Genomic DNA, 24,151 nt, shown 5'->3' with positions numbered 1-24,151 from the left:
AAGAATGTACATGCCTGCCCGAAAATTCTGTATGTAATATAGGCTCTCTATATGTAAAGCAGAGCATTCTATGCTTATCTTATTATTGAACAAAACGCTATTGAATATTTCTAAAATACCATGAAGAAGGGAGCATCTCAACTTAATCAGACAATTTCAAAGAAATACAGAATTGTCGGGATACTGAAAGCGTTTTATATAGAAGAAACTGCTTTTTTCTACTATACAGACAGTATTATTGCGACTCTCCAACGTCTAAGTGGCCCTCGCTTTTCTGCACAGCCAGCTATGAAAAAATAAAAACGTGCCCGAAAGCACGCTTTTATTTTACCCCAATAAATTCCTTTAAAAACGAATATTCTCCAATAGATTTGAACTTGTTGTACCGGTGATCGATCAGCTGGTCTTCAGTAAGATCCATCAGATCCTTCAATGAGTGAGTAAGGACTTCTCCGATTTCCGCAGCTTGAACCTTGACATCTTTATGGGCTCCGCCCTTTACCTCTTCAATAATCTCATCAACCACACCCAGTTCCTTTAAGTCCGGTGCAGTAATTCTCATGGATTCTGCAGCCTTCTTTGCCTGAGTTGCATCTTTCCAAAGTATAGCAGCCGCTCCTTCTGGAGAAATAACCGAATAAGTGGAGTTTTCGAGCATATGGATATGGTTTCCTACACCAAGAGCAAGAGCTCCGCCGCTTCCGCCTTCACCAATGACGATACAGATAACCGGGACTCTGAGGCTTGCCATTTCAAACAGGTTCTTGGCAATTGCCTCACTCTGTCCCCGTTCCTCTGCAGCTTTCCCTGGGTAAGCACCCTTTGTATCAATGAAACAGATAATAGGCCTCCTGAATTTATCGGCCTGCTTCATAAGCCTTAATGCTTTGCGGTAACCTTCGGGATGCGGCATTCCAAAATTTCTGCGGATATTCTCTTTTGTGTCTTTTCCCCGCTGGTGGCCGATGACAGTAACCGGAATTCCCCTAAACTTTGCGATACCGCCAACAATCGCCTCATCATCACCAAAAGCACGATCCCCATGACACTCGAAAAAATCCTCAAAAAGGTGAGAGATATAATCCAGTGTAGTCGGTCTTGCGGGATGCCTTGCAATCTGCACTCGATCCCACGGTTTCATATTTTCATATATATCGGCTTCTAATTTTTCCAGCCGCGCCTCCAGCTTCTCTATCTCGGAAGATAGGTCTACATCGGCTGTTTTGGTAAACTCTTTTAATTCAGCAATCTTTTTTTTCAGTTCCATAACCGGGCGCTCAAATTCTAATTCTCCTGCCATTGGAAGTCACCTCCTGGTTGATGTATGGATAAAATAGCTGATATTTTTTCTTTTAACTCTGTTCTAGGTATTACTGCATCCAATTGACCGCATTTTAATAAGAATTCTGCTGTCTGGAAGTCTTCCGGCAATTCTTCACGGATCGTTTGTTCTATGATTCTGCGTCCCGCAAATCCAATCAGCGCACCAGGTTCTGCCAGATTATAGTCGCCCAGTGAAGCAAAGCTTGCAGATACTCCGCCTGTTGTCGGGTGAGTCATGATTGAAATAATGAGTCCTCCATTATCACTGAATCTTTTTAGTGCGACACTTGTCTTGGCCATTTGCATCAGGCTCAAGACTCCTTCCTGCATTCGTGCACCGCCTGAAGCGGTAAAAATAATAAAAGGAACCTGCAATTCATCAGCTTTTTCAATGGCGCGGGTAATTTTCTCTCCGACTACTGAACCCATGCTTCCCATTCTGAATGTGGAATCCATAACAGCTACTGCAATTTTTTGGCCATTTACAGTGCCTGTCCCAGTCACTACCGCTTCATTTATCTTTGTCTTTTCCCGATCCTTCTCCAGCTTTTCAATATAATCCGGGAAATTCAGAGGATTTTCAGAAATCATGTTCGCGTTAATTTCTTCAAAACTATTAGCATCCAAAAAGCTTGCTAAACGCTCTTTTGAATTCATGGTATGGTGGTAATGACAATGGAAACACACTTTAAGGTTCTTAACCAATTCTTTGGTATACATGATTTTCTTGCAGTTTGGACACTTTGTCATGATTCCTTCCGGCACATCCTGCTTTGCCGTTTCCGATGGAATGGTAGCATATTTCTTCTTCTTCGTCTTAGTAAAAATATCTTTAAGCAAGATGAAACCTCCCTGATAATAGCTGAATCATTTCCATTAATTTCATCAGTGGTCAGACCACTAATGTAAAAATGAATGCCTAACTTTTCTAGGCTTCATTTATGCTTGTCTGATTATTTAAATATAGATGATATCAAAAATTAATTCTGCAAAAAATTGTCGTTAATCCTTCGACAAATTTCTTAATTTCCTGTATACGCGAATAACTTCGGAATCTTTTCTGGAAATCAAGGTGTCAATCAGCTCTGCATATTGCTGCTTGGTGATCATCATTTTCTCTAAATCCAAAGAATTGTAATAATCTTTGAGAATGATCCAAATACGGAGGAAAAGATGATTATCTGCGAATGTGACGATTTCAAGAAAAAAGTCATCATCTGTGTAGTCTGCTTCCAGGGTCCATTCTTTGAACCTCAGAAGCCGATCTTCATCAGCCTTTTGAATAATTAGCCATAAACAGTCAAGTTCGATAAGAAACTTGGTTTCTTTTACATCTCTTATAGATTTTTTATCCTGAAGAATAAACGTGCTGAGCAGCTGTACGAGCTGATGCCCCCTAAAATCCCTCATAAAAGTTCCCTCGCCTCTCCTTGTCTCAATTAAGCCAAGAAGTTCAAGAGCTCTTAATGCTTCCCGAACGGAAGAGCGCCCGACACCCAGGCGCTCTGACAGCTCTCTTTCGGAAGGCAATCGATCTCCAGGCTTAAGGCCATCATGTTCAATCATGGTCCTAAGCTGTTTGACAATGCCGATATAAACCTTCGTGTTATTTTGAGGTGAATTCACTTATGAAATCACTCACCTTTTCCAATGACTGCAAGTTGCTTCGTTTTTTCCTTCACTTCTTCAGGATCGACTTTAATGCGGGCAACGCCGGTTTCCATAGCTGCCTTTGCTACAGCAGCTGCAACTTCCGGTGCTACACGGGGATCGAATGGCCCCGGGATGACATAATCTGCATTCAATTCATCCTGATGCACCAGATTAGCAATGGCTTCTACAGCAGCCACTTTCATTTTCTCATTGATATGAGTTGCCCGGACATCCAGTGCTCCGCGGAAGATTCCTGGGAAAGCCAGCACATTGTTTACCTGGTTTGGAAAATCGGATCTTCCGGTTCCAACCACCATTGCCCCAGCCGCTTTCGCTTCTTCAGGCATAATTTCAGGAGTTGGATTAGCCATAGCGAATATAATCGGATCCTGATTCATAGTGCCAATCATTTCAGCCGTCAGGGCTCCGGCAGCAGAAACCCCGATGAATACGTCAGCCCCTTTAATAACATCTGCAAGGCTTCCATTCGCATTCTCGCGATTCGTGTACTTTGCAACTTCATTTTTAATTTCATTCATACCCTGAGGGCGGCCTTCATAAATAGCACCTTTGGTGTCACACATAATGATATCGCGTACACCGTAGCTGTATAAAAGTTTAATAATGGCAATCCCGGCAGCACCGGCACCATTTGCGACTACCTTAATTTCATTCATCTTCTTCCCGGAAAGCTTCAGGGCATTTACAAGGCCTGCAACAGTTACAATGGCAGTGCCATGCTGATCATCATGAAAAACGGGAATGTTTGTTTCCTTCTTTAGTCGCTCCTCTACATAAAAGCAATTGGGAGCAGCAATATCTTCAAGGTTTACGCCTCCAAATGTAGGCTCGAGCAGTTTTACAGTCTCAACAATTTTATCTACGTCTGTCGTATTAAGGCAAATTGGAAATGCATCCACTCCTGCAAAACTTTTGAAAAGTACAGCTTTTCCTTCCATTACAGGCAGGGCAGCTTCCGGCCCGATATTCCCCAGTCCCAGCACTGCTGTTCCATCGGAAACAACCGCGACCATGTTGCCTTTCATTGTATATTCATAGACAGTTTCCGGCTTATCATAAATTTCCTTGCAGGGCTCAGCAACCCCCGGTGAGTAAGCAAGACTTAAGTCTTTGGCATTTCGCACCTGTACTTTAGATTTAGATTCCAATTTCCCTTTATTAGCTCTATGCATATGCAAAGCTTCTTCGCGTAAGGTCAAAATTTTCACTCCTCATATTCCGGATAGGATTATATATAAACATAGACTTGACGAATACATGCTTTAAACCCAGCTGCAGTTCTGTTTCAGTATCAGATTGAGCAGGGCTTTTCTTTCACTCACAGTGGTCAGACCAGTTTATTTTTCTTCTTACAAATATACCATAATTGTTATTGTTGTAAAGGGTAATTACTTTAAAACGACGTTATTCCGGCCAAGCAGCTGCATAAGTAAATTAAGGAAATCCTCTGTCGGCGAGACCAGATCCTCTTCACCCAGGCGAATGGTTTTTCGGGAGGTTTCATAATACAAAACCACTTGAACATTGCCTTCATTTTTCTTAAATAATTCTTTGAGCAAACGAAGATTTTCCGTTGTCTCCCGATCCTCAGTAATCCTTAAATACAATACGGGATCTTTATTTTGCATTTTTTCAACGGCTTCCTTCACATCATCCAGGTGCTGTACAATCAGCTGCTTTTTTCCGTCCCGTTCCTCCAGCTTTCCCTCCGCTAAGACGATGTTTCCCTGAGAGCAGAGCATGGAAAACCGGCTAAACACCTTTGGAAATACAACTGCCTCCATATCCCCCGTCTGATCGCTCAAGGAAAGAAACGCCATTGGCTCGCCTTTTTTCGTACGGATTTTTTTCACTTCGGATAAATAAGCAACTGTCTTTGCCTTTTTAACCGTTTTTTCGAGTTCAGTCAGCGGACAGGCTTCCAGCAGGGAAAAATAGGATTCGTAAATTGAAACAGGATGATCTGATAAATATAGGCCGAGCACCTCTTTTTCAAATCTCAGCTTGTCCTCGGAACGGATCGGATCTACTTCTGTATATTTAGGCTTAGGAAAAAATTCATCATCTTCAAAGAAATCAGCTTGATCATCTTCCGGCAAAACAAGCTGGGCATGCTCCGCAGCTACATCCAGGCTTGCCAGAAGAACAGCTCTATCTTCTCCAAATTCATCAAAGCTGCCTGAATGTACCAGCGATTCAAGGATTTTGCGATTTACTGCTTTTGTTGAAACCCTTATGCAAAAATCAAACAGATCTTCAAAGCGCTTGTTTTTTCTCGCCTGAAAAATATCTCTTAAAGCTGCAGCACCAATTCCTTTTATAGCAGCCAGGCTATATCTGATAGAATTTTTCTCTGCCAGAAAGGAGTAGCCGCTTTTATTAATGGAAGGCGGGCTGAGCGTTAAGCCCATCTGCCTCAGTTCTCCGATATATTGGGCAATCCTGCCTTCATTTCCGATAGCAGAAGTCAGCAGGGAAGCCATAAAGTGAAGAGGATAATGAGTTTTCAAATAAGCCAGCTGATAGGCTATGAAGCTATATGCAACAGCATGGCTCCGGTTGAATCCATAATTTGCGAACCGGACGATTAAGTCATATATATCATGGGCGGTTTGCTCATTATAGCCTTTATTGACTGCTCCTCCAACGAAATGGACACGCTCACGGTCAAGCACTTCTTTTTGCTTCTTGCTGACCGCTCTCCGAAGCAAATCTGCTTCACCCAATGAAAATCCGGCCATTTTTGCAGCGATTTGCATAATTTGTTCCTGATATACGATGACTCCATACGTATTTTCAAGAATAGGCTTCAAGTCAGGATGAGGATATATGATTGGCTTCCTTCCGTGCTTCCTGTCAATAAAAAGAGGGATATTTTCCATTGGGCCTGGGCGATAAAGAGCATTGACAGCCACTATATCCTCAAACCGCGTTGGCTGAAGCCTTGTCAGGACACTGCGCATCCCATCAGATTCAAGCTGGAAAATACCTGTTGTATCTCCTCTTCCCAAAAGACTGTATACATCCTCATCATCCAGGGGAATTTGTTTTATATCAATCTGTGTGCCTGTCTTTCTCTGTATAGAGCTTAGGATATTCTCAATTAATGTCAGGTTTCTAAGACCGAGAAAATCCATTTTTAAAAGGCCGACATCCTCGAGATGCTCCATTGAATATTGGGTCAAATAAACATTTTCATGCCCTTTTTGTATAGGAATGGCCTCAACAAGCGGATGTTCGCTGATGACAACCCCGGCTGCATGGGTCGATGTATGTCTTGGGAGTCCTTCCAGTTTGACAGCTGTTTCAAATAGTCTCCTATTTAAATCGGATTCCTGGGTAAATCTTCTTAAAGGCTCAGATTCTTTGTAGGCCTCTTTGAGAGTGATGCCCAATTTGGAAGGTATTTTTTTTGAAAGCATGTCCAGCTCTTTAGGATTAAGCCCAAATGCCCTGCCGACATCCCGGAGTGCCGCTTTGGCAGCAAGGGTCCCAAATGTAAGAATTTGAGCCACACGCAGTTCTCCATATTTTTGGGATACATACCGAATTACCTCATCCCTTCTGTGATCCGGGAAATCGATATCAATATCAGGCATGGAGATTCTTTCCGGGTTAAGGAACCGCTCAAATAGGAGTTGATGCTCAATGGGATCCACATCTGTTATGTAGAGGACATAAGCAACCATCGAACCGGCTGCAGATCCCCGTCCCGGACCTGTTAAAATGCCATTTTCCCTCGAGAATTTCATAAAATCCCAAACGATTAGAAAATAATCACTGAATTTCATGTTCCTGATTATGTTCAGCTCATACCGCAGCCGATCCTTATGCTCATCATTGCCATCCGGATATCTGTCAGCAAAGCCCTGCCGGCACACTTCTTCCAACAGCTCATCGGCACTCATTCCTCCTGCAGCAGGGTACTTAGGGAGATTCTGTTTATCCAGCTCAAGCATTACATTGCATTGCTCAGCAATCATAATCGTATTCTCTAATGCATCCGGATACTCTGATAACAGTTCCGCCATTTCCCCGGATGACTTTAAGTAATACTCATTGCTCTTCAGCCGTTCTCTTTCTTCATCCTGGAGCTTTTCACCATTTTTAATGGCCAGCAGGCACTCATGGGCAAAAGCTTCCTCTTTTTTGATGTAACAGACACCATTTGAAGCCGCCAGGCCAATCCCGGCTTCTTCTGAAAGCTTAACCAGAGTGTCGTGGATTTTTTTTTCATCATGCAGCCCATGATCCTGTAAAGCGAAGAAGAAAGAATTTGGCCCGAAAATGCTGCTGAAAAGGTCAGCTGTTCTTTTTGCCTGGCCGTATTCACCTGCCACAAGAGATTGTTCGATCTCCCCATCCAAGCCTGGAGTTAAAGCAAACAATCCTCCGGCATAGTGTTTAAGCCATTTAACAGGAATGCCTCCAGGCGATTTTGTCTGGACCGTGCTCGTGATTTTTAATAGATTCTGAAACCCTTGCCGGTTTTTAGCCAGGAGGACCAGTGGATAAGCTTCGCCTTCAGATATCTCGCTTAGTACATCCACAGTGAGTCCCAGGATCGGCTTTATGGACTGCTTAAGACATTCTTTATAAAAGGCGACTGCCCCGTACATGACATTTCGGTCCGTCAGAGCCAGGGCAGGAAACCTATTTTTCCTTGCGCCCGTCACAAGCTGCTCTATTCTTGCCGTGCTCGACAGCAGGCTATATGCGCTATATACATGAAGGTGAATAAATGACATGTTTCTCACACCCTTAATTTCTGCTATTTTCATTATAGAACGCCCGTTTCCAAAAAGAAAATATGTTCTCTTTTTAACAGCACCTAAAAAACATATTTTATTGAGTTTGTCCATATGATGAAGTATCAAGATAATTCTGGCAGGACCATTCCTGCAGCGAGGATGGATGATATGAATACCCAGCCCTTTTTCTCCACTTTAATTGAGAGCTATTTCATTGCGTTCGGTGTTTTGATTGGAGGTTCAATCATTGGCGGCATGGCTGCTTTTCTGACTGGAAAGCCTCCTTTAAATCAAATCTTCCAGATTTCCAGCATGATTCGCATTTGGGCCATCATTGCAGCGATAGGGGGGACCTTTGATACAGTTTACAGCTTTGAAAGAGGCGTTATGGACGGACAGACTAAGGACATCTTCAAGCAATTTATGCTGATTCTTTCTGCTCTCGGAGGGGCCCAGACCGGCGCCATGCTCATTAACTGGCTGACTCAGGAGAACATTTCGGCATGAGGATACCGCCTTACTACCGATTGCCATCCTGGCAGCGTTTTTTTGCAGGAATGGCCCTGGGAGGCATCATCAGCTGGTTTATTTTCTTATTTATCTTCGGGCAATGGCAGGAGAGATACAGCAAAGAAATCAAGCTTCAGCAGGATGCTATTTATGAATTGGAAAAAGATAAAGAAATCTGGCAGGAGGAATTCAAAAAATTAAATAAAGAAAACCAGAAAAAACTGACTGTCCAGGATATTTCCATTAAAATTGTCAACGGCGACAAATATAAACTGGATTCCTTCAGTGTTTTCCAGCTGGAAGATAAAATAAAAGAGGATATCAGCATGATGATTGCCAAAGACATGGATACTGTATATAAAAGCAGTGAACTGATCAAAAAAATCATAGAGAATAAGACACATCGCGTAAACGAAAAAAGGTACCGGGTGGAAGTTAAAGAATTGGTCATCTATACCACTGTCTCAATTGAATTGAATATAATGCTGGATTAATGCCCGGCTTTTTTTGCCGGGCATTATATGTCAGTTGTCTCTGCAGACAGCCTCAAGGTCACTTACAACGGTTTCCATCTCATCCCATGAATAAATGGAAGCTCCGGCAGCAAGGGGGTGTCCTCCGCCTTTATACTTCCTTGCAATTTCATTGATTATTGGACCCTTAGAACGGAACCGTACACGGATTTGATCGCTTTCCTCGATAAAGAAAACCCATGCTTTTATTCCCTTCACATCGCCAAGAGTGCTTACGAGCAGGGATGCTTTGGAAGGCACCGCCTTAAATTCTTCGAGCAATTCCTTTTTCAGGATCATTACAGCAGCCCCGCTGGATCTCATCTCAAAATTCTGCAGCACATATCCCTTCAGTTTAACAATATTTGCGTCCAGCTCGTACATCTTATCAAACAGTTCCGGACGTGAAAAATTATAATGAATCAGTTCACCTGCAAAGGCAAACGTCTTTTCTGTTGTGCTGGGATAAAGGAAACGGCCGGTGTCGCCAACTATTCCAGCAAATAAAAGCCTGGCCGCCTCATCAGACATTTTTAGTCCCTGTTCTTTGCCGAAAAGATAAAACTCATAAATCATTTCACTTGTAGAGCTTGCATCTGTATCCACCCACATTAAATCCCCATACGGATCCATATTAGGGTGATGATCAATTTTAATCAGCTTGCTGCCCGTTCCATATCTGCCATCACATATCCGCTCTGCATTTGCTGTATCACAGACAATGACCAGCGCACCTTTATATGTATCATCAGATATTTGATCAAGCCTTCTCATATAATGAAGTGTTTCTTCTTCCTGCCCGACAGTAAAGATCGCTTTCTCCGGAAATGAAGCCTTAAGGATTTCAGCAAGGCCCCCCTGTGAACCATACGCATCCGGGTCCGGACGGACATGCCTATGAATAATGATTGTTTCATATTTTATTATTTCATCTAATATCTTCTGTTTCATGGCGCGCTCCTTTTATTCTGAATACTATATTTTTACCATACCACCATGAAAAGAAAAAGAAAACACTGCACGCTTATGGCATTTTTTTAATAATGAAGGTAGAATAATAAGAGATTGTCGAAACTTGGAGGTTATGGAATGCCTATATTTGTTATCCTGATTATACTCTCTTTTTCTTTCTATATTTTCTACAAAGTAAAGTTCTTCAGAAGCAGACAGCCGGCTGAAAGACAATGGATATCAGCCAAGTCCAGAATTGCCCTGGGTTCATTTGTTTCCATATTTGGCCTTAATCAGCTGTTTTTATACGACACAACAACTGCTCTCATTGTGGCGATTGTGTTTATTCTTATTGGCGGTCTAAGCATATGGGGCGGCATAAAAGCATATAAATTTTACACGCCTCATGCTGTGAAAGAAGCTGAAGCAGCAAGGAAAAATTAAATACCCGGCTCTTCAGAAAGGGCCCTGCAAAAAAAGCCGTTCATTTTTGAGCGGCTTTTTATCATTTCTCTATTAATGTCTATCAATCAGCTGGCACATCATCATCGCTTTGCCAACAAGGACACCTTCGTTAAAAACTTCAACATCCACTTTACCGAACTTCCGCCCTACTTCCAGGACTTTGGGATTGATTTCAAGCATGCTGTCAATCTGAACAGGTTTTATAAAGTAGACAGTCATATTTTCAACTACGAGATCTCCCTTTTTATAGCTTCTTAACACTCTGTTTGCCGCTTCCGATACAATGGTTGTAAAGACTCCATAGGAAATCGTTCCAAGGTGGTTCGTCATCTGCGGAGTAACCTCGCAGCGATAGACGTCATCCCCTTTTGTTTTCCCCCGTGTCATAACCAGCTGGCTGGTGACAATATCGTCAATTGTTTCACCCACCTGCGGCTGCCTTTGTATCATCTGCAAAGCTTTCAGCACATCCTGTCGGCTTACAATGCCTTCGAGTTTATTCGCTTCATCCACGACTGGAAGCAATTCAATTCCTTCCCACACCATCATATGCGAGGAAGAAGCAACGCTCGTCTTTCCGCCAACTGTCATTGGGTTTTTAGTCATGATTTTTTCGATAAGCGTTTCCTTGTCATGTCCCATGATATCCTTGGAAGTAACTACTCCCTGCACCTTGAGATTATTATCGACAACCGGGAATCGGCTGTGGCCGGTTTCGCGGTTATATGTCATCCAATCTGCGATTGTATCGGTTGTTTTCAGGAAAATTGCCTCTTGCAGAGGAGTAAGGATATCTTCAACAAGTACAATCTCTTTTTTAATCAGCTGGTCATAAATAGCCCGATTGATCATAGTCGCCACTGTGAAGGTATCATAACTGCTTGAGATCACAGGCATCTGCAAATCGTCGGCCAGCTTTTTGACATGGTCTTCGGTATCAAATCCCCCGGTAATTAGTACAGCAGCGCCAGCCTTCAAAGCTAATTCGTGTGCCTGTGTCCGGTTTCCGACGATCAGCAGATTTCCGGCATCTGTGTATCTCATCATTGCTTCAAGCTTCATCGCCCCAATAACAAATTTGTTCAATGTTTTATGAAGCCCTGCTCTTCCACCGAGCACCTGGCCGTCAACGATATTAACAACTTCTGCAAAAGTAAGCTTCTCAATATTCTCTTTCTTTTTCCGCTCGATTCTTATGGTACCAACACGTTCTATTGTACTGACATATCCCTTATTTTCAGCATCCTTAATCGCTCTGTATGCCGTCCCTTCACTCACAGCGAGCGCCTTGGCGATCTGTCTGACCGATATCTTTTCTCCAATTGGCAGCTCATCAATATATTGTAATATTTGCTCATGCTTAGTAGCCAAGACTTTCACCCTCTACAAATTATTCCTTATTTTCATTATAAGGGTAAAGAGGCCTTGATACAATTGACTCCGGCAATCTTCATTACCTGCCTAAGGAGTGCGCCCGCTTCCTGTCTGCCAATTTGCGCACCTGCTTCCCCGAAACAGCCGCTTTTTTCGGCGCATAGAGCAATGCAGTCAGGTTTCCGGCAATGACAAAAAGAGCAAGTGCCAGCCAGCTGATGGCAAAGATCCCTTCCGTCCCTCCATTAAATACGCCCATTCTTGGAGCTGCATAATAAAGCATCAAGCCGCAAAGCAGCAAGCATAGCAAATATCGGTTTTTGTTCACTTTCGCTTCCTCCTTTATCCTGTCCTCCCTAAAATGTATGCGGACAGGCCGGGATTTAGTTATAAAAAAACAAACGCAGCCTCCATCAGAAGCTGCGTTTTCATATTACAATTCGATTGATTCCCCTGCTTCGAGAACCTGCCCGACTCCACCTTCGAGCATGCTGATGAATTTATGCGGATCCTGCCTGATTGGCGGAAATGTGTTGAAGTGAATGGGAACAACCTTCTTGGCGCCCAGAAGTTCTGCTGCATATGCTGCATCATCCGGCCCCATTGTAAAATTGTCTCCAATCGGCAGAAATGCCAAATCGATCGGATGACGGTCGCCAATTAACTTCATATCAGAGAAAAGCCCTGTATCCCCTGCATGATAAATGGTTTTTCCTTCTAATGTGATGAGCACACCTGCAGGCATTCCCAGGTAGATGATTTCCTGGTTTTCCGTCTCGAGACCTGTCCCATGAAATGCAGGTGTCAGCTTCACTCTTCCAAAGTCAAAATTATATCCGCCGCCGATCGACATTCCATGCGCTTTTACTCCCTGCCACTCAAGATAGGTGGCAAGCTCAAAGTTGGCAATGACAAGAGAATCATTGCGTTTTGCCAGCTCAATCGTGTCCCCGAGATGGTCACCATGTCCATGGGTAACAATGATGACGTCCGGCTTCTGATCCTCAGCTTTTAAGTCTGTCGAACCATTTCCGGTAATAAAGGGGTCTATTAAAATGGTTTTTCCCTGTGATTCGATTTTTACTACTGAATGGCCATGAAATGATACTTTCAATTTGATGCTCCTCTCCTATTTTCACTTATGTAAGTTACTTCAACGAAAAATAAGTTATTCCTGCTTCCTTTTTATATATACCCGAATTGGCAATCTTTAAAAAGTTTACAATATCTAAGGTTAAAGGTATATTTCTGAAGTTAGATAACTGTCTAGCGCAAGCCGCCTACCCCCTCGAGGTCACAAGCCTGTCTTGTTTCGGCTCCTAGGGACTCGCGACATAAACCAATCCCTTCCAGAAGGAAAGAACACCTTCTTGCAGGGCTCGTCTTATGCTTGTAGTCCCTGGCAGTCGCCTCCACATTTCGGGCAACCCTCCCAAAAAGGCAAAGAACGCCTTTCCGGGAGGCTCGTCTTGTGCTTGAGGCCCCCAGGACAAGGAAGGCTTCGTCAGCATAAACATCGCACGACCGAAAGCGACAGCTTTTGGGAGGATGGGGGTCATGCAGACGTTGCCACAGGACGTGGCGCTTTTAGTCTGCGTTCAATCGTGACCAAGGCGCTTGCGCTTTTCGTTTTTAGTTGCTACTCTCAAAGTATGAATATATAAGGAGGTTCACAATGAATAACAGATTGCAGAAACTGTCACAGTGGATGAAGGAAAATGATATACAAGTCACTTTTGTCACATCACCGGATAATGTGTTTTATTTAAGCGGCTTTTTAAGCGACCCTCATGAACGCTTGCTTGGACTGGCTGTTTTCCAGGAAGAGGAGCCATTCCTCGTATGTCCGGCTATGGAAAAAGAAGATGCCAAAAATGCCGGCTGGAGCCATGAAATTATTGGGTACAGCGATATTCAAAACCCTTGGGAATTTATCCAGACATCCATACATAAAAGAATCGGAACAGTAAATAAAACAGCAATTGAAAAAGAGCATATGAATGTGGAGCGTTATGAAGCCATTTCCGGCCTGTTCAGCGGTGCTTCATTCGTTTCGGCTGAAGCAAAGCTGCGTCAGCTTCGTATGGTTAAGGATGAAAAAGAATTGGAAATCATCCGCGAAGCATGTGCACTGGCTGATTTTGCGATTGAAACAGGCTGTGCCGAGATCCAGGAAGGAAAAACAGAACTGGATGTTCTGGCTGCCGTAGAGTACGCATTAAAGAAAAAAGGCGTTAATGAAATGTCCTTTTCTACCATGGTCCTGACGGGGGCTAACGGAGCTTCCCCTCATGGCACACCAGGAATGACCAAGATTCAAAAAGGGGACTTAGTCCTGTTTGACCTCGGAGTTGTCTGGAATGGCTACTGCTCAGATATTACAAGAACTGTAGCTTACGGTGATATCAATGATAAACAGAAAGAAATTTATGATACAGTCTTAAAAGCTCAGCTTGCAGCTGTGGAAGCGAGCAAACCGGGAGTCACTTGCGCAGATATTGACCTGACAGCAAGAAACCTGATAGCAGAAGCCGGATACGGCGACTATTTCCCGCATCGATTAGGCCATGGGCTGGGTGTGAGCGTGCATGAGTACCCTTCATTAACAGAAACAAACCCGCTTTTGCTTGAAGAAGGTATGGTCTTCACCATCGAACCGGGTATCTATGTTCCAGGTGTTGCCGGAGTGAGGATTGAAGATGACCTTGCTGTAACAGCAGACGGAGTAGAAATTTTGACCAAATTCCCGAAAGAACTTCAAATTATTAAATAGAGAGTTGAACAAATTCCACAGAAAATCCGGGGCTAATCAGCCCCGGATTTTTTATATAAATTCTGTATTAGATCAATATCATCAATAAACGGGCGCCTTCAGCTTTTTCTATTGCTGCTCCAATTGTGTTCTCGCATCTGAGTAGTCAAGACTATGGGCCTCAGCTACCGCCTTGTATGTCACGTAGCCATTTAATGTATTGACTCCCTTTAATAAAGCTTCATTATCCAGACATGCCTGTTTGCAGCCTTTATTTGCTATTTGAACTGCATAGGGAACCGTCACGTTTGTCAGTGCCATTGTTGATGTTCTCGGAACTGCCCCCGGCATATTAGCTACCGCATAATGAACGACGCCATGTTTTTCATATGTGGGATGGTCATGGGTAGTAATTCGATCAGTTGTTTCAAAAATCCCTCCCTGATCAATGGCGATATCCACAATAACAGAACCCGGGCTCATCGTTTTGATCATTTCCTCCGTCACAAGCTTAGGAGCTTTAGCACCCGGAATCAGTACAGCTCCAATGACGAGGTCTGAATCCTTAACAGCTTCAGCGATATTATAAGGATTTGAGATTAAAGTTGTTACTTCTCTTCCAAAGATATCATCAAGCTGCCGAAGGCGATCTGGATTCAAATCGATCATAGTCACCTTGGCACCAAGACCAATTGCCATCTTTGCCGCATTAGTTCCAGCAACACCGCCGCCGATTATTGTAACTTTCCCACGCTGTACACCCGGGACCCCCGATAGAAGAATTCCTTTCCCGCCATGTATTTTTTCAAGGAACTGTGCGCCTACCTGAGCTGCCATTCTTCCCGCTACTTCACTCATTGGAGTCAATAGAGGCAAAGTCCGGCTGGGAAGCTGGACTGTTTCATAAGCAATGCCTGCAACCTTTTTATTTATTAAAGCATTTGTCAAATCAGGTTCAGCAGCCAAATGCAAATATGTAAAGAGAATTAACCCTTCCCGAAAATACACATATTCGCTCTGTATCGGCTCCTTTACCTTCATGACCATATCCATGGCCCATGCCTCTTCCGCAGACTGAACAATATGTGCGCCTGCACTCATATAGTCGCTGTCAGAAAAGCCCGATCCGATCCCGGCACCCGTTTCTATATAGACTTCATGGCCAAATTGGATAAGATTCATAACACCGGCAGGAGTCATGGCAACCCTGTTTTCATTGTTTTTTACTTCCTTTGGAACTCCGATACGCATTCTGCATACCTCCGTATTTTTAATGATACCGCTATTAACTTTATATGGCTATTTTAGGGAAAAGTATACAATTCCTTCGCCTATTTTTCTCTTCCCAAACAAGCATATAAAAAGCCCTCATGTATTTATGAGAGCTTGCTTTTCTTATTGCAGATTGCCTTCATTCCGTTCGTGAGCTTCCATGTCAAACTCGGCATTTGGCTGATCAATAACACCGCTGTTATAAGCATTCATGATTTGTGCGCTAACCTCATTTGTACCCTGCTCATCAAAAAAATATCCGGATTCTGCTTTTGGTTCTCTCTTTTCCATCTTCATCTGCTCCTCTTCATAAAATTTTTATCAGCCTTACTATTGTTCGATTTTCTGTTACAGATATTCAGTTTTTATAGATGTATAATATAGGTAAAGGAGGAGATTCAAATGGGCATGAAGTATAAAAACATATTAGTCGCTGTAGATGGTTCAACTGAAGCAGAATGGGCTTTTAAAAAGGCAATTGAAATTGCCAAGCGCAATAACGCTTCTCTGATATTGGCGCATATCATTGATACCCGCACGTTTGCCACTGTTGAAGCCTATGACCGTACAATAGCTGAAAGGGCTGACCGTTTCGCAACAGAATTAATGGAAAAATACAAAAGAACGGCTATGGATGCAGGCATCGAGAATGTAACATATGAAGTTGACTATGGTTCTCCTAAAGTGAAGGTTCCAAAGGATATTGCCAGAAAGCACAATGTTGACCTGATCATTTGCGGAGCAACAGGCATGAACGCGGTTGAACGTTTCATCATCGGCAGTGTTTCTGAACATATTACCCGCTATGCCCGCTGTGATGTCCTCGTAGTCAGAACGGATAAAGAAGAAGAGTAGAAAAAATGGCGCTGCCTGATGCAGCGCCATTTTTTACTATTTATTGGCAACCTCTTTAGTGCCGGCGACGTATTCCTTCGCTTTTTCAATCGCGATACTTACTTGTTTGAATCCTGTTCCGCCTGCACTATTTCTTCTTTTGACAGCTGTATATGGATCCAGCACTTCATAAATATCTTCTTCGAACAATGGATGGGCACTCTTAAAATCATCAAGCGGCAAATCTCCAAGGAAGCATCCCTTTTGTACACAGACAAGCACCAGTTTCCCGACAATCTCATGTGCTTCTCTGAATGGAATGCCTTTATCAGACAGATAATCCGCCAGTTCAGTAGCATTGGAAAAGTCATTTTTAGTCGCTTTTTCCATCTGCCCGGTTTTAACCTTCATGGTGCGGATCATCCCGGCAAAGATTTTAAGTGATCCTGTGATTGTCTTTACAGTATCAAACATCCCTTCCTTATCTTCCTGCATATCTTTGTTATAGGCAAGAGGCAGACCTTTCAATACTGTCAGGAGACCCATGAGGTTTCCGTAGACACGTCCTGTTTTACCGCGTATGAGCTCCGCCATGTCGGGGTTCTTCTTCTGCGGCATGATGCTTGAGCCTGTTGCAAAGCTGTCATCGAGTTCAATGAATTGAAATTCCTGGCTTGACCAAAGGATGAATTCTTCACTTAAACGCGACAGATGCATCATCAGGATGGAGCTTGAAGACAGGAACTCCAAAATAAAGTCTCTGTCGCTGACAGCATCCAGGCTGTTCTCATAAATGCCTTCAAACCCGAGAAGCTCAGCCGTATACTCACGGTCAATCGGGAAAGTTGTGCCAGCCAGCGCCCCAGCTCCAAGAGGTGATACGTTAATTCTCTTTAGACTTTCAGCAAAGCGCTCTTTGTCCCTCTCAAGCATCCAGAAATAAGCCATCAGATGGTGGCCGAAAGAGATCGGCTGTGCCCGCTGCAAATGAGTATAGCCCGGCATGATGGTTTCCACATTCTTTTCAGCCTGGATGATTAACTCCTCCTGCATTTCCTGAATCAATTCAACAATTTGCTCCACCTGCTTGCGGAGATATAAATGCATGTCTGTTGCCACCTGGTCATTTCGGCTTCTTGCTGTATGGAGTTTGCCGCCGACAGGTCCCGTCAGTTCAGTCAAATGACTCTCTAGATTTAAATGAATATCTTCAAGCTTTACTGAGTAATCCAGTTCATCCTTCGCAGCCTTCTGTTTTAGCTGATGAAGGCCTGTTTTGATTTTTTCTGCTTCTTTCTCAGTAATAATTCCTGTTTTAGAAAGCATGGAAACGTGGGCCATGCTTCCTTCGATATCTTCCATAACCAATTCCTGGTCAAACGAAATCGATGCTCCGAATTCATCTACCCATTCTTCAGCAGATTTTGTGAATCTGCCTCCCCATAGTTTTTTCACACTGTCACCTTCTTGCTGTTTTGAACAATGCTCTGCACTTTTGTCGGCAGCCCCCATAGCTTAATAAAGCCAACTGCCGCATTATGGTCAAATTCATCATCTGAAGTATATGTTGCTAACTTTTCGTCGTACAGGGAATAAGGAGATTTTCTCCCTTCAACAATTGCATGGCCTTTAAAGAGCTTTACTCTGACTATTCCTGTTACAAATGTTTGTGTTTCTTTCAGGAAAGCCGATAACGCATTGTTAAGCTGAGAGAACCACAATCCTTCATATATAAGTTCAGCCACTTTTTTCTCAATAACCGGTTTAAAGTGGGCCATTTCTTTAACCATTGTTAAGTCCTCAAGCTCTTTATGAGCTTTCAGAAGTGTCATCGCACCCGGGCACTCGTATACTTCACGGGATTTGATGCCGACAAGGCGATTTTCCACATGGTCGATACGCCCAACCCCATGCTTGCCTGCGAGCTCATTCAGGTCGGCAATAAGTTCGGAAAGCTTCATGCTATTACCATTCAAGCTGACTGGCACACCCTTTTCAAAACCGATTTCAACCGTATCAGGTGTATCAGGAGCTTTTTCAAGAGAAACGGTAAGATCGTATGCATCTTCCGGAGGAGCAGCCCATGGATCTTCCAGTACACCACACTCATTGCTTCTTCCCCATAAGTTTTGATCAATGCTGTATGGAGAATCCAGGTTAATTGGGATAGGTATATTATTTTGTTTTGCATATTCAATTTCTTCCTCACGTGACCAGCTCCATTCACGAACCGGAGCTAATACTTGAAGATCAGGGTTAAGAGCCTGAATTGCCACTTCAAAACGAACCTGGTCATTTCCTTTGCCGGTACATCCATGCGCGACTGCTACTGCACCTTCTTTTTCTGCTACTTCAACAAGCTTTTTGGCGATCAGCGGGCGTGAAAGTGCAGAAATCAATGGATACTTGTTTTCATATAAAGCATGTGCCTGAAGCGCAATTAATGCATATTCATTAGCAAATTCCTCTTTTGCATCAATCACATAAGATTGGACTGCTCCAACAGTTAAAGCTTTTTTCTGGATAAAGTTCAGATCTTTTCCTTCCCCAACGTCAAGGCAGCAGGCAACAACAGCATAACCTTGATCCTGCAGCCATTTAACCGCAACTGATGTATCCAGACCGCCTGAGTATGCAAGAACAACTTTATTTTGTGACATTTATATTTCCTCCTTAGAATATACGTATAAATATACATTTAAATTATGTTTTTATTCATTTATTATTCTCTTACTTTAACAACCTTTTATTTAAAAATCAATACTTATTCGTAAAAATGTATAAAAATAAATACAATTTTTTCATTAAAAAAAGGCAAAAGCCCTGTATTTAGCTTTTGCCTGCAGTATAGGTTAATGTTTTAATGCTTCATAAACCGCTGATATTACACTTCCATATTGACTGATACTGTATGTGTCTCCTTGAAATTTGTGCGGATCTTTTAATGGATCGATGACAGGAGAATGTTTTTTATTTGTCAGGAGAGCGATTGCTAAATTATTTTCTCTGTCTATAACCGTTACTGTTCCTGTCCAGCCGGTATGTCCAAATACTTCTTTCCCGGCATATTCGCTGAACATCCACTCCATACTTGGATCTCCGTTCAAACGCCATCCTAACCCATATGTAGGATTCATATCATAAGGTTTTACAAATTTATCAATTGTTTTTTTATCAAATACCTTTATATTTCCATAGCCCCCATTATTAAGCATCACCTGCATCAGTACAGCAAGATCTGAAGTCGTGGAAAAAAGACCTGCATGCCCTGATATTCCATCCATTGAATAAAAGGACTTCTCATCATGAACCTCTCCCTGGAGAGTATAAGTCCTGATATTCGGAAAGGAAATGACGCCATCCCTGGTGTTGCCGTGCAGTTCAGTTGCAGCGAAATCCTTTTCTTTAAATCCCTTGCGGAGAGGATTAAATAAAGTTTTCTTTAACCCTAAAGGCTTATAAATATGGTTCTCAGTATAACGGTCAAGCTGCTCTCCAGTAATTTTTTCAATAATAAATCCCAGCAGCATATAGTCAATATCACTGTAAACCTGTTTGGTGCCAGGTTCATACTGAAGGGGAGTTTTTAAAATCATGGAAAGCGTTTTACTGCGTTCCTGGGAATACAATTCTCCCGCTCTTTCAGGATTATGATAATGGACGCTTGAAGGAAATCCGGCTGTATGATGAAGCAAGTCGATGATCCGGAGTTCACCTTTCCCTTTTATCTCATCGTCCGCTGAATCTTTAAATTCAGGAAAATAATGCTGAATTTTTTCTTCAAGATTGATCTTTCCTTCACTGACAAGATGCTGCAGTGAAAAATTAACGGCATACATTTTCGTATTTGATGCTAAATCAAACATGGTTTTTGTTTTCATTTTCTGCGGGTGATTTAAAGGATCAGATTCATCAAAGACTTTGGCTGAACCATATGCAGAATTTTTAACAATCTTGCCATCTTTAATAACGACTAAAGCAGCTCCTGGAAAACCATTTTTGATTTCCTCCTCAATCAGCTTATCAACCTCTTTGAGCTTTTTGGAAGAAAAGCCTGCATCCTCGGGCCGCTTTGCTTTTGACAAGGTTGGATATTCTAAAGCTTTTTTATGTTTAAATACTTGCTCTACTGGGCTGTTTCCTGTTCTGCCCAGCTCTTCTCCCATGGCTGCAGCGGGGTAAGGCAAAAGCAAACCCAGCACCAGGACTAAAACTGTTAAATGCGCTATAAATCTTTTCATATTCTCCCCCATTTATTTATTTTAATATTCTCAATAGTCAATATACTATCGATATATATTAAAGCTGTAAACCAATACCTTAGCCTTTCTATTAAATCAGTTCTTGTGAACCAAGTTCATTTATCTTCATATTAGTTCCATAGTAGTATCTGCAGAAAATGATTGAATACTAAAACATTCATGCACCGCAAACATCTTTATAGTAAAATAAAAGCAAGATTATCGTTTGGGGGATTTATAATGGAGGAGCATTTTTCACATAATAGCCGGCTTGGAATTGACATTCCCAACTTTGACCGGGAGTGGGATGAATATTCACCAAAAACACAGCAGATGATTCTGTTTCAATGGGAAAAAATAAGAGGCCGGATTCCTGACCGCATTGCCGAGCTTGAAGAGGATATCAACAGGAAACAGGCTGAGCTGTCAGATGAGGGGAATTTTGAAAGATCATGCAGACTCAACAGTGAAATTTCAGAACTTGCATCCGTCATAAATGATCTGTGGCTATGGTATCGAACGAATCAGGATATTACAGGAAAAATGCATTCATAAGAAAAACCTTTCCGCGGCGGAAAGGTTTTTTGCCTTTTATAAATCTTTTCTTAGTTCCCTGACGATATGCCCGAGTTCAGGCAAAACCAGCTTATTCATCGCAAGGCGGACTGCCCCGGATGATCCCGGTGTTGAGAAAACTGCTTTATTTTGCACGGTGCCTGCAGCAGCCCGTGAAAGTATGGCCGCAGACCCGATATCTTCAGTGTAGCTCAGCATCCTGAACAATTCACCGAATCCGTCAATTTCTTTATCAAATAATTCTCTAACCGTCTCGATCGTTACGTCCCGGAGGGCTATACCTGTGCCTCCATTCGTAAGTACAGCGTCAACCCCGGGGTTTTCGCAGCCTTTTAATACGGCCTGTCGAATGAGAGTTTTTTCATCCTTGACGATTTCATAATCAACAATAATATGCCCTGCCTCTTCAAGCAGCTGAATCATCAGCTTTCCGCTTTTATCCGTTTCTTCATCTCTCGTATCACTCACGGTGATCACTTTGCATCTTACTTCTTTTGGCGCTTCTTTTTTATGCTCTAATGTACTCATTTTGGCACCACCTTTACTTAAAGATCCTATTTATCCTTGAGTTCACTGCTGATCATTCTTTCTATGCAGATATCTCATCTGATAATATTTATGGGCAAATTCAGTTACTTTTCTTGTCAGCTGGTAATTGGCCCCTGCTCCAATAGCCATGCTGATGAAAGGAATTCCCTGAATCGATTTTCTTCGGAAAAAGAAAATAGCCATTCCTTTAAAAAGCTGCTTCATTGGCTGCTCAATCCAGGTGATATCAGTCAACTCTTCTTTTCCTTCATAAAAGTAGAATTCTTCCTGATTCTTCAGCTCGTTCATTAATTCTTCCCAAGCACTGCCCTGCATGCGAGGCGGCAGTGTGGCTGCGTGAAAAACCTTAAGAGAGCTCATCATTTCGAATGGAGTATTAACCTCAAAACCATAGGTCATGGCAATCAGCTGTACGGCACGAAGATTAATAACTGCCATTGCAGGAATATCTGCCCCCAGCATGAGAGAGCTGCCTGACCCGGAAATGCCGCCCTGTGCAAAAGAATAAAGACGATGCCGGGCAATTTGCTGATGAGCTATGTATTGAAGCTGGTCGATATTTAATTGTTTTAGATCTTCGATCGTCTCGATATCAGAATGAAATACACGCCCTGCCGTCAAAATTCGCTCTTTCGCATCCATTTGAAGCTGTGAACCTTGAATAAGCGCATGAAGATGAAACAGCCAGCTATCCATTGCCGAAAAAAATTGTTGCTGAACTTCTTCTGGCAACAGTGAAAAAGACCCCTCTAATGACTTATCATAAACCATTTCCAAATCATTGGGCTCATAACTCAACAGCTTGTTTTCCCACTCCTGAATACCTGCCAAAACGCTTTCTTCCCGTTCGTTCAATGGCACCGCAATTCCTCCCAAAAACATTTTTTCTTGGACTCAGTATAGCATAAGTTGGATGGGGAATTCTCCTTCAGCCTGATTGTGCCATATTCCCGATACAATAAAAAAGACAAGAGCTATTAAGCCCTTGCCTTACTATGAGTCTTATTTAGCTAATCTCACAACATCACGTGCAATCATAACTTCCTCATTTGTCGGGATAATCATGACTTTAACTGGTGAATGAGGGTAGTTGATGAATGCTTCTTCACCGCGCACTTTGTTTAATGCTGGATCCCAGTATACGCCCATGAATTCCAGTCCCTGAAGAACACGTTCACGGATGACATCACTGTTTTCACCGATTCCGGCTGTAAAAATGATAGCATCTACGCCATACATGCGGGAAGCATAAGATCCGATATATTTATGGATTCTATTTGCAAATACTTCAAGAGCCAATTCTGCTCTTTCATTTCCTTCGACAGCTTGAATTTCAATGTCGCGAAGATCACTCGAGAAGCCGGAAACACCTAGCATACCGCTCTTTTTATTAAGAACGTCAAGAACTTCATCTGCATTCAAGCCTGTCTTTTCCATAATGAATGGTATAAGAGCAGGGTCCAGATTACCTGATCGCGTACCCATTGTAACACCCGCTAATGGAGTGAATCCCATTGATGTATCGATTGATTTTCCGCCTTCAATAGCTGTAATGCTTGCTCCATTTCCTAAGTGACAGGAGATGAGGCGAAGCTGGTCAAGCGGACGGCCAAGCATTTCTGCTGCACGCTCTGAAACATATTTATGTGAAGTTCCATGGAAGCCATACTTGCGAATGCCATATTTTTCATAATACTCATATGGCAAGCTATATAGGAAAGAGCTTTCAGGCATCGTCTGATGGAACGCAGTATCGAATACTGCCACTGCAGGGACATTTGGAAGAACCTGCTGGAACGCCTTTATTCCTGTAATGTTAGCCGGGTTGTGAAGAGGTGCAAGCTCAGATAGTTCATCTATTTTTGCAAGCACTTCATCCGTAATAACAACTGAATCATTGAAAGCTTCGCCGCCGTGAACAACACGATGGCCAATGCCCTCGATTTCATCAAGCGATTTAATGATCCCCAGATTTGTTAATTTGTCCAGAAGAATTTTAACTGCTACTGCATGATCTGGAATATCTGTTACTTCCTTGATTTTTTCACCGTTTACAGAAATATTGAAGACTGCGTTATCCAGCCCAATACGCTCGATTAAACCTTTAGTAATAACTTCTTCACTCGGCATGTCAAATAATTGAAATTTTAATGAAGAACTTCCGGCGTTAATTGCAATGATTTTTGCCATAAAGCTACCGCTCCTTTAGAATGTTCAAAGGGACTGATCTGTCACTTTAAACTCATACTTTTATATAATAATGTGTGATACGGCGATATAAAGTCATACAACTTTATTTTGTGCATCGGCCACAATTAATATCTCTCAATTTTCCATTTAAACACTGTATGCCAAACATTTCAAGAA

At 42.5% G+C, this 24,151-nt stretch carries 23 protein-coding genes; 6 read left to right on the top strand and 17 right to left on the bottom strand.

Going from position 1 to position 24,151, the window contains the following annotated elements:
- Positions 1–322: 322 nt before the first annotated feature.
- The 5 genes from accA to dnaE form a co-directional block, all read right to left on the bottom strand.
- Complete coding sequence (gene accA / locus ACTHRG_RS09400; protein WP_076260711.1) at positions 323–1,300, bottom strand: acetyl-CoA carboxylase carboxyl transferase subunit alpha; 978 nt, start codon at positions 1,298–1,300, stop codon at positions 323–325.
- Positions 1,285–2,163, bottom strand: coding sequence for an acetyl-CoA carboxylase, carboxyltransferase subunit beta (gene accD, locus ACTHRG_RS09395; protein WP_048008363.1), 879 nt, complete (start codon positions 2,161–2,163; stop codon positions 1,285–1,287). The genes accA and accD overlap by 16 nt, the downstream gene beginning before the upstream one ends.
- Before the next feature lie 162 nt (positions 2,164–2,325).
- Entirely contained in the window at positions 2,326–2,949 is a 624-nt protein-coding gene (locus ACTHRG_RS09390; protein WP_440231060.1) for a FadR/GntR family transcriptional regulator, read from the bottom strand.
- Between the two features lie 8 nt (positions 2,950–2,957).
- A complete protein-coding gene (locus ACTHRG_RS09385) occupies positions 2,958–4,196 on the bottom strand; it encodes an NAD(P)-dependent malic enzyme (RefSeq protein ID WP_048008362.1) in 1,239 nt (412 codons plus the stop codon).
- 189 nt (positions 4,197–4,385) lie between these two features.
- Positions 4,386–7,745, bottom strand: coding sequence for a DNA polymerase III subunit alpha (gene dnaE / locus ACTHRG_RS09380; RefSeq protein ID WP_440231118.1), 3,360 nt, complete (start codon positions 7,743–7,745; stop codon positions 4,386–4,388).
- Between the two features lie 114 nt (positions 7,746–7,859).
- Between dnaE and ACTHRG_RS09375 the strand changes: the two genes are divergently transcribed.
- Both ACTHRG_RS09375 and ytrI read left to right on the top strand, forming a co-directional pair.
- Positions 7,860–8,255: a YtrH family sporulation protein gene (locus ACTHRG_RS09375; protein WP_335690840.1), complete on the top strand. Its 396-nt coding sequence runs from the start codon at positions 7,860–7,862 to the stop codon at positions 8,253–8,255.
- Complete coding sequence (gene ytrI / locus ACTHRG_RS09370) at positions 8,252–8,752, top strand: sporulation membrane protein YtrI (RefSeq protein WP_076260716.1); 501 nt, start codon at positions 8,252–8,254, stop codon at positions 8,750–8,752. Before ACTHRG_RS09375 ends, ytrI begins: the two co-directional genes overlap by 4 nt.
- 30 nt (positions 8,753–8,782) lie before the next feature.
- Here ytrI and ACTHRG_RS09365 read toward each other — a convergent pair whose 3' ends face one another.
- A complete protein-coding gene (locus tag ACTHRG_RS09365) occupies positions 8,783–9,721 on the bottom strand; it encodes a DHH family phosphoesterase (RefSeq protein ID WP_440231059.1) in 939 nt (312 codons plus the stop codon).
- Positions 9,722–9,859: 138 nt separating this feature from the next.
- Here ACTHRG_RS09365 and ACTHRG_RS09360 point away from each other — a divergent pair, with 138 nt between their 5' ends.
- Entirely contained in the window at positions 9,860–10,165 is a 306-nt protein-coding gene (locus ACTHRG_RS09360) for a YtpI family protein (RefSeq protein ID WP_440231058.1), read from the top strand.
- Between the two features lie 72 nt (positions 10,166–10,237).
- Here the strand turns inward: ACTHRG_RS09360 and ACTHRG_RS09355 are convergent, their stop codons facing one another.
- From ACTHRG_RS09355 to ACTHRG_RS09345, 3 genes are all read right to left on the bottom strand, one after another.
- Positions 10,238–11,557 carry a CBS domain-containing protein gene (locus ACTHRG_RS09355; RefSeq protein ID WP_076260721.1) on the bottom strand — a complete coding sequence of 440 codons (1,320 nt, stop codon included), beginning with the start codon at positions 11,555–11,557 and terminating at the stop codon, positions 10,238–10,240.
- An 82-nt stretch (positions 11,558–11,639) separates the two neighbouring features.
- Positions 11,640–11,888 carry a hypothetical protein gene (locus tag ACTHRG_RS09350; protein ID WP_048008355.1) on the bottom strand — a complete coding sequence of 83 codons (249 nt, stop codon included), beginning with the start codon at positions 11,886–11,888 and terminating at the stop codon, positions 11,640–11,642.
- Positions 11,889–11,993: 105 nt separating this feature from the next.
- A complete protein-coding gene (locus tag ACTHRG_RS09345; protein WP_335690848.1) occupies positions 11,994–12,674 on the bottom strand; it encodes a metal-dependent hydrolase in 681 nt (226 codons plus the stop codon).
- Positions 12,675–13,235: 561 nt separating this feature from the next.
- Here ACTHRG_RS09345 and ACTHRG_RS09340 point away from each other — a divergent pair.
- Positions 13,236–14,333, top strand: coding sequence for a M24 family metallopeptidase (locus ACTHRG_RS09340; protein WP_440231056.1), 1,098 nt, complete (start codon positions 13,236–13,238; stop codon positions 14,331–14,333).
- A 108-nt stretch (positions 14,334–14,441) separates the two neighbouring features.
- Here the strand turns inward: ACTHRG_RS09340 and ald are convergent, their stop codons facing one another.
- Together ald and ACTHRG_RS09330 are read right to left on the bottom strand one after the other, a co-directional pair.
- Positions 14,442–15,563 (bottom strand): alanine dehydrogenase, encoded by a 1,122-nt coding sequence (gene ald / locus ACTHRG_RS09335; RefSeq protein WP_440231055.1) that lies wholly within the window; start codon positions 15,561–15,563, stop codon positions 14,442–14,444.
- Between the two features lie 144 nt (positions 15,564–15,707).
- A complete protein-coding gene (locus ACTHRG_RS09330; protein ID WP_175609141.1) occupies positions 15,708–15,875 on the bottom strand; it encodes a hypothetical protein in 168 nt (55 codons plus the stop codon).
- Between the two features lie 111 nt (positions 15,876–15,986).
- On the opposite strand from ACTHRG_RS09330, the gene ACTHRG_RS09325 reads away from it, so the two are divergent.
- Positions 15,987–16,439, top strand: a complete 453-nt coding sequence (locus ACTHRG_RS09325; RefSeq protein WP_076260737.1) for a universal stress protein — start codon at positions 15,987–15,989, stop codon at positions 16,437–16,439.
- A gap of 36 nt (positions 16,440–16,475) precedes the next feature.
- Here the strand turns inward: ACTHRG_RS09325 and argH are convergent, their stop codons facing one another.
- The 3 genes from argH to pbp4b all read right to left on the bottom strand — a co-directional run bounded on the left by argH (position 16,476) and on the right by pbp4b (position 20,659).
- On the bottom strand, positions 16,476–17,873 hold the full coding sequence (argH, locus tag ACTHRG_RS09320) for an argininosuccinate lyase (RefSeq protein ID WP_440231053.1): 1,398 nt from the start codon (positions 17,871–17,873) through the stop codon (positions 16,476–16,478).
- Positions 17,870–19,078: an argininosuccinate synthase gene (locus ACTHRG_RS09315; RefSeq protein WP_440231052.1), complete on the bottom strand. Its 1,209-nt coding sequence runs from the start codon at positions 19,076–19,078 to the stop codon at positions 17,870–17,872. The genes argH and ACTHRG_RS09315 overlap by 4 nt, the downstream gene beginning before the upstream one ends.
- 192 nt (positions 19,079–19,270) lie before the next feature.
- A complete protein-coding gene (pbp4b, locus tag ACTHRG_RS09310; protein ID WP_440231051.1) occupies positions 19,271–20,659 on the bottom strand; it encodes a penicillin binding protein PBP4B in 1,389 nt (462 codons plus the stop codon).
- 240 nt (positions 20,660–20,899) lie between these two features.
- On the opposite strand from pbp4b, the gene ACTHRG_RS09305 reads away from it, so the two are divergent.
- Positions 20,900–21,214 carry a hypothetical protein gene (locus ACTHRG_RS09305; protein WP_440231050.1) on the top strand — a complete coding sequence of 105 codons (315 nt, stop codon included), beginning with the start codon at positions 20,900–20,902 and terminating at the stop codon, positions 21,212–21,214.
- 36 nt (positions 21,215–21,250) lie between these two features.
- On the opposite strand, the gene ACTHRG_RS09300 is transcribed toward ACTHRG_RS09305, so the two are convergent.
- The 3 genes from ACTHRG_RS09300 to ACTHRG_RS09290 all read right to left on the bottom strand — a co-directional run bounded on the left by ACTHRG_RS09300 (position 21,251) and on the right by ACTHRG_RS09290 (position 23,974).
- A complete protein-coding gene (locus ACTHRG_RS09300) occupies positions 21,251–21,763 on the bottom strand; it encodes a MogA/MoaB family molybdenum cofactor biosynthesis protein (RefSeq protein WP_440231048.1) in 513 nt (170 codons plus the stop codon).
- A gap of 42 nt (positions 21,764–21,805) precedes the next feature.
- A complete protein-coding gene (locus ACTHRG_RS09295) occupies positions 21,806–22,645 on the bottom strand; it encodes an EcsC family protein (protein WP_076260750.1) in 840 nt (279 codons plus the stop codon).
- A gap of 141 nt (positions 22,646–22,786) precedes the next feature.
- Positions 22,787–23,974: an acetate kinase gene (locus ACTHRG_RS09290; RefSeq protein WP_061792491.1), complete on the bottom strand. Its 1,188-nt coding sequence runs from the start codon at positions 23,972–23,974 to the stop codon at positions 22,787–22,789.
- Between the last annotated feature and the right edge of the window lie 177 nt (positions 23,975–24,151).

Origin of the sequence: Cytobacillus sp. SAFR-174 (genome assembly GCF_051964675.1) — a bacterium.
Classification (GTDB): domain Bacteria; phylum Bacillota; class Bacilli; order Bacillales; family Cytobacillaceae; genus Cytobacillus.
The sequence above is the reverse complement of the archived record's forward strand: the minus strand, read 5'-3'. Positions and strand labels throughout refer to the sequence as shown.